The following is a 3,957-nucleotide window of genomic DNA, read 5'->3' as shown; positions in this document are numbered from 1 at the left end:
AAACAATGGAAAATCAAGTTTTCCATATTGATGGTTATCCTGATTATCATAATATATGGATCAAACTATTTGGTGTTAGGAGATGCTGAACATATTATATCTTATATTTGGACCCATTTAGGTTTCATTCCTGTGGATATTCTAATTGTAGCATTTTTACTTGATGAAATAATTGAAAAAAAAGAAAAAGAAGCAATGATGGAAAAATTAGACATGCTTATGAGCACTTTCTTTTCCGAAGTTGGAAATGAACTGATAAGCCAGCTAAGTCATTCCAATAAATATAAAACCAACACTGAAAATTTAAAATCAATTAAAAATTGGGATGATAAAGACTATGAAAACAAACTGAACGAACTGAAAAACACAACAATTGATTTTCAGGCAGATATTGCTCCTGAAGATAGGGAAGAATTTTTAGAAAATTTAAGAGACCTGGTTTCCAATAAAAGGGAATTCATTATTAATTTAATAAACAACCCTAATTTACTTGAAAAAGAAGAATTTACTGAATTAACCAATGCTATCCTTCACCTTGATGAAGAATTGGAACACAGAAAAGATTTAAGTTTAGTTACAGACACTGATTTTGCACACTTGAATGGGGACATGCACAGAGTATATAATAAATTAGTTTATGAGTGGGTTTATTATTTAAAATACCTTAATAAACATTACCCATATATGATTGCATTAATCATACGTACCAATCCATTCGATGAAGATGCAGACGTTTATGTGAAATAGACTTGGAGAGATTTAATATGAGTAATGAAATGAAAAAAAGTGAAAATATTAAATCTTGCATTATTTTATGTGGAGGGCAAAGTAGAAGAATGGGACAGGATAAAGGATCCATGGTTATTCAAGACAAACCTATGATTAAACACATTCTTTCTACTTTAAACCATGAAATAAGTGAAGCCATCATCGTTTTAAATGATGAAAAAAGAATTGGCAAATACAGCAAGTTCATCAATCTCGAAGATTACGATTACAGAATAACATTTGTCGAGGATAAAATCAAAAATAAGGGACCTCTTCCAGGAATAATGACCGGACTTGAAAGCATCCACAGCCAATTTTCATTAGTATTGCCTTGCGATAGTCCATATGTTACAAAAGATTATATCAACACTATTTTTAATGAAATAGATGGAAATTATCAGGCCATCGTTCCGTATCATGATACTGAAGATAAATTAAAAACATCCGAACCACTTCATTCAGTTTATAATAAAAATATCATTCCGGAAATCAAAAAATTAGTCTGTGAAGATACACTTCATATAAAGGGATTAATATCAAAAATAGATGCAAAATTTGTTTTAATAGATAATAAAAAAATATTAAAAAAAGAATTTAGAAATCTTAATCGTCCAGAAGACATTTAAAGATGTTCTATTAATTCTTTAGTTTTTGAAACTGCCACGTTGACAGCAGCAAGAAGTTCTTCTTTATTTAATGGTTGAGAACCGCCTTTTTGCATAGAGCAAATTCTACCATCTTTAGTAACACCAACATTTAAACGAGCACTAGCTACTCTTTCTTCGTCCAAAGTTGGGTCTAAAACCATTTTGTCACCAATTTTAACAAAAGTACATAAAGCTAACTCATTGTTGATTGGTAAATCAAAGGTTTCGTCTTCACTGAGAACTACTTCTTCATCAACTATGCTTGCAACAGGCAATTTAGTAGATTTGAGTGCAGCCATGACTGCTAATTCACAGGCATCAAAAAGGTTTCCGCAGTTATCGATAATGTGCAAATCAATGAATAACATCCAAACATGTTTTCCTTCTTCAACACACAATTTATCCAATTCAACCAGTTCACTTTCACGGATACCCCTATCAACTACACGTGCAAGTTCAATTGAATCATCACTAGGTGGTCCTGGTTCAAAATTAGGATCAGCCATAGGCAACATTTCACAATTGGTCATTAAAACTCCAAGATCAGGAGTATCAGGGAATGGGCTTCCAAGTTGTGGTTTAATACCTACAATAACTTGAGTTCCGCCAAGTTTTACACGAGCAGAACCTTCAGCTTTAGAGATAACATTAGTTTCAATAGAGATATCCCTATATTCATTTAATCCCCTGCCATCTTCTCTTTTATCATTTCTGACAAGGTTAGTAATACTTTGTCTTGTAATTTCTGGTACTATATCCATTTTATCCACCCACTATTCTGTAGAATATTTTTTCATTAAAGCTTCTTTTTGAAGCTTGCTTACTTCAAGACATCCTTCCATAGCTAAATCTATTGCTTTTGCAAACTCTTCTTCAGTCAAATTACCATCACTTTGTAATAATGTAATTTCACCAGTTCTTGGCATGATAGCTAATGGAACATCAGCTTGACCTTCTTTATCTTCATATTCAGATAAATCGAGTACTACTTCATCATTAACTTTACCAGCAGCACAACCTACAACAATATCTTTCATAGGTATTCCCGCATCGACTAGAGCAACAGAAGCTGCAGTGATTCCTGCACAACGGGTTCCCCCTTCAGCTTCAATTACCTCTATATAAATATCAATCATTGAACGAGGATAATTTTCCAACATTAATGCTGGTCTTAATGCATCAGCAGTAATTTTAGAAATCTCAGATGACCTTCTGTCAGGTCCAGGTCTTTTCCTATCATCTACTGAAAATGGAGCCATGTTATATCTAACTCTAATTACACCAGTGTTTGGTTCGAGCAATCTTCTAATATAGGATTCTCTTGGTCCATAAACAGCAACTAAAATTTTATTTCCTCCAACTTCCAAATAAGCAGAACCATCCGCACGTTCGAGAACTCCTGCTTCAATTTTAATAGGACGTAATTCATCAAACTTCCTACCATCCTGTCTAATCATTTCTGACATTATATCAACCTCTTAATATTCGAAGAATTATAATCATTATTTATTATTTAAAATAAAAGAATTATTTGAGTTATCACCATAGGATAAGGCGTTATCTTTTTTATTTTTTCTTTTTAATTCTTCAATAACCTCAGCTATATTAGGCTTTTCTTCTTTTTCTATTTTATTTTCCTCAGCTTCTCTTTCTTCTTGCTCTAATTCTTCTTTAAAATTTTGAAGTTTAGGTTTTTCCAAAACAAATTCTTCTTCCTCTTCATTAACTTCTTCATGTGGCAATTCACCATCAATAGCTAGGTACAATTTGTTTTTAATTTTATTAGTTAAACCAGAAGTATGAGCTTCAGCTTCGATTAAATGAATAACATCTTTGGTAAGTTGTTCCATGTCCTCATCTCCTTTTACCCAGACAAGACCATTTTGACCAACAACAATCTTACAGTTAGTTTTATCTTTAATCATGTTGATCATTGAACCTTTTTTACCAATTAATCTAGGAACTTTAGTTGGAGCAATATCAACGATTATTCCTCCTTTGAATTTACCCATTCCCCTGCCTTTTAAACCGAGTTTCGCTTTTTTGATTTCATCAACATCGACAACTCTTAAAAATAGCACATCCCCAACATCATATACTTTGTTGAGCTCTTTTTTCTCACGACCAAACACTTCAAAAGCTGGTAAAATACCGGAGTAAGGTGAATTAATGTCTACATCCCACATTGAGAATCTAACATCATTAATTTTACCGATTACAACATCTCCTTTTTTAGGAACATATTTGCTTTTAAGAGGAATAACTCTAATCTTTTTATTCCTCAAAGAAACAAGCCCTATTAAAGAAGAACAAACTTTACCATTCTCTTTAAAGGTACCTCTTCCTGAATAGTATTCATCGTCAGCTAATACCTGACCAGGAATAACTAAATCTTTATTTTCCACATATATCATAATAATCCCATAAGTCTAAATCAATTATTTAATAGTTTTAGTTTCTGCTTCTCCACCTGAAATTTCAGCCATTTTAGCAGCAAAAGAATTTTGAAGGCCACCAGGCATTTCAATGATGCCAATCCATG

The 3,957-nt window shown here is 32.5% G+C and carries 5 protein-coding genes and 1 pseudogene; 2 read left to right on the top strand and 4 right to left on the bottom strand.

The annotated features are described in order from the left end of the window. Together Q4Q55_RS06980 and Q4Q55_RS06975 are read left to right on the top strand one after the other, a co-directional pair. Positions 1 to 747, top strand: a 747-nt coding sequence (locus tag Q4Q55_RS06980) for a hypothetical protein (RefSeq protein WP_303372105.1), incomplete at its 5' end; no start/stop codon positions are given. Positions 748 to 764: 17 nt separating this feature from the next. Beyond that, complete coding sequence (locus tag Q4Q55_RS06975; protein ID WP_303372104.1) at positions 765 to 1,394, top strand: molybdenum cofactor guanylyltransferase; 630 nt, start codon at positions 765 to 767, stop codon at positions 1,392 to 1,394. Here the strand turns inward: Q4Q55_RS06975 and rrp42 are convergent. The 4 genes and pseudogenes from rrp42 to Q4Q55_RS06955 all read right to left on the bottom strand — a co-directional run. Further along, complete coding sequence (gene rrp42 / locus Q4Q55_RS06970; RefSeq protein WP_303372103.1) at positions 1,391 to 2,176, bottom strand: exosome complex protein Rrp42; 786 nt, start codon at positions 2,174 to 2,176, stop codon at positions 1,391 to 1,393. The two genes, Q4Q55_RS06975 and rrp42, sit on opposite strands and share 4 nt — an antisense overlap. 12 nt (positions 2,177 to 2,188) lie before the next feature. After that, positions 2,189 to 2,884 carry an exosome complex exonuclease Rrp41 gene (gene rrp41 / locus Q4Q55_RS06965; RefSeq protein ID WP_303372119.1) on the bottom strand — a complete coding sequence of 232 codons (696 nt, stop codon included), beginning with the start codon at positions 2,882 to 2,884 and terminating at the stop codon, positions 2,189 to 2,191. Positions 2,885 to 2,917: 33 nt separating this feature from the next. Further along, positions 2,918 to 3,829: an exosome complex RNA-binding protein Rrp4 gene (gene rrp4, locus Q4Q55_RS06960; protein ID WP_303372102.1), complete on the bottom strand. Its 912-nt coding sequence runs from the start codon at positions 3,827 to 3,829 to the stop codon at positions 2,918 to 2,920. 24 nt (positions 3,830 to 3,853) lie between these two features. Beyond that, positions 3,854 to 3,957 (bottom strand): annotated as a pseudogene (locus tag Q4Q55_RS06955) (ribosome assembly factor SBDS); the annotation flags it as partial.

This window comes from Methanobrevibacter sp., assembly GCF_030539555.1.
GTDB lineage: Archaea > Methanobacteriota > Methanobacteria > Methanobacteriales > Methanobacteriaceae > Methanocatella.
Note: the sequence above shows the minus strand (reverse complement) of the source record. Positions and strands in the feature narration are given on the sequence as shown.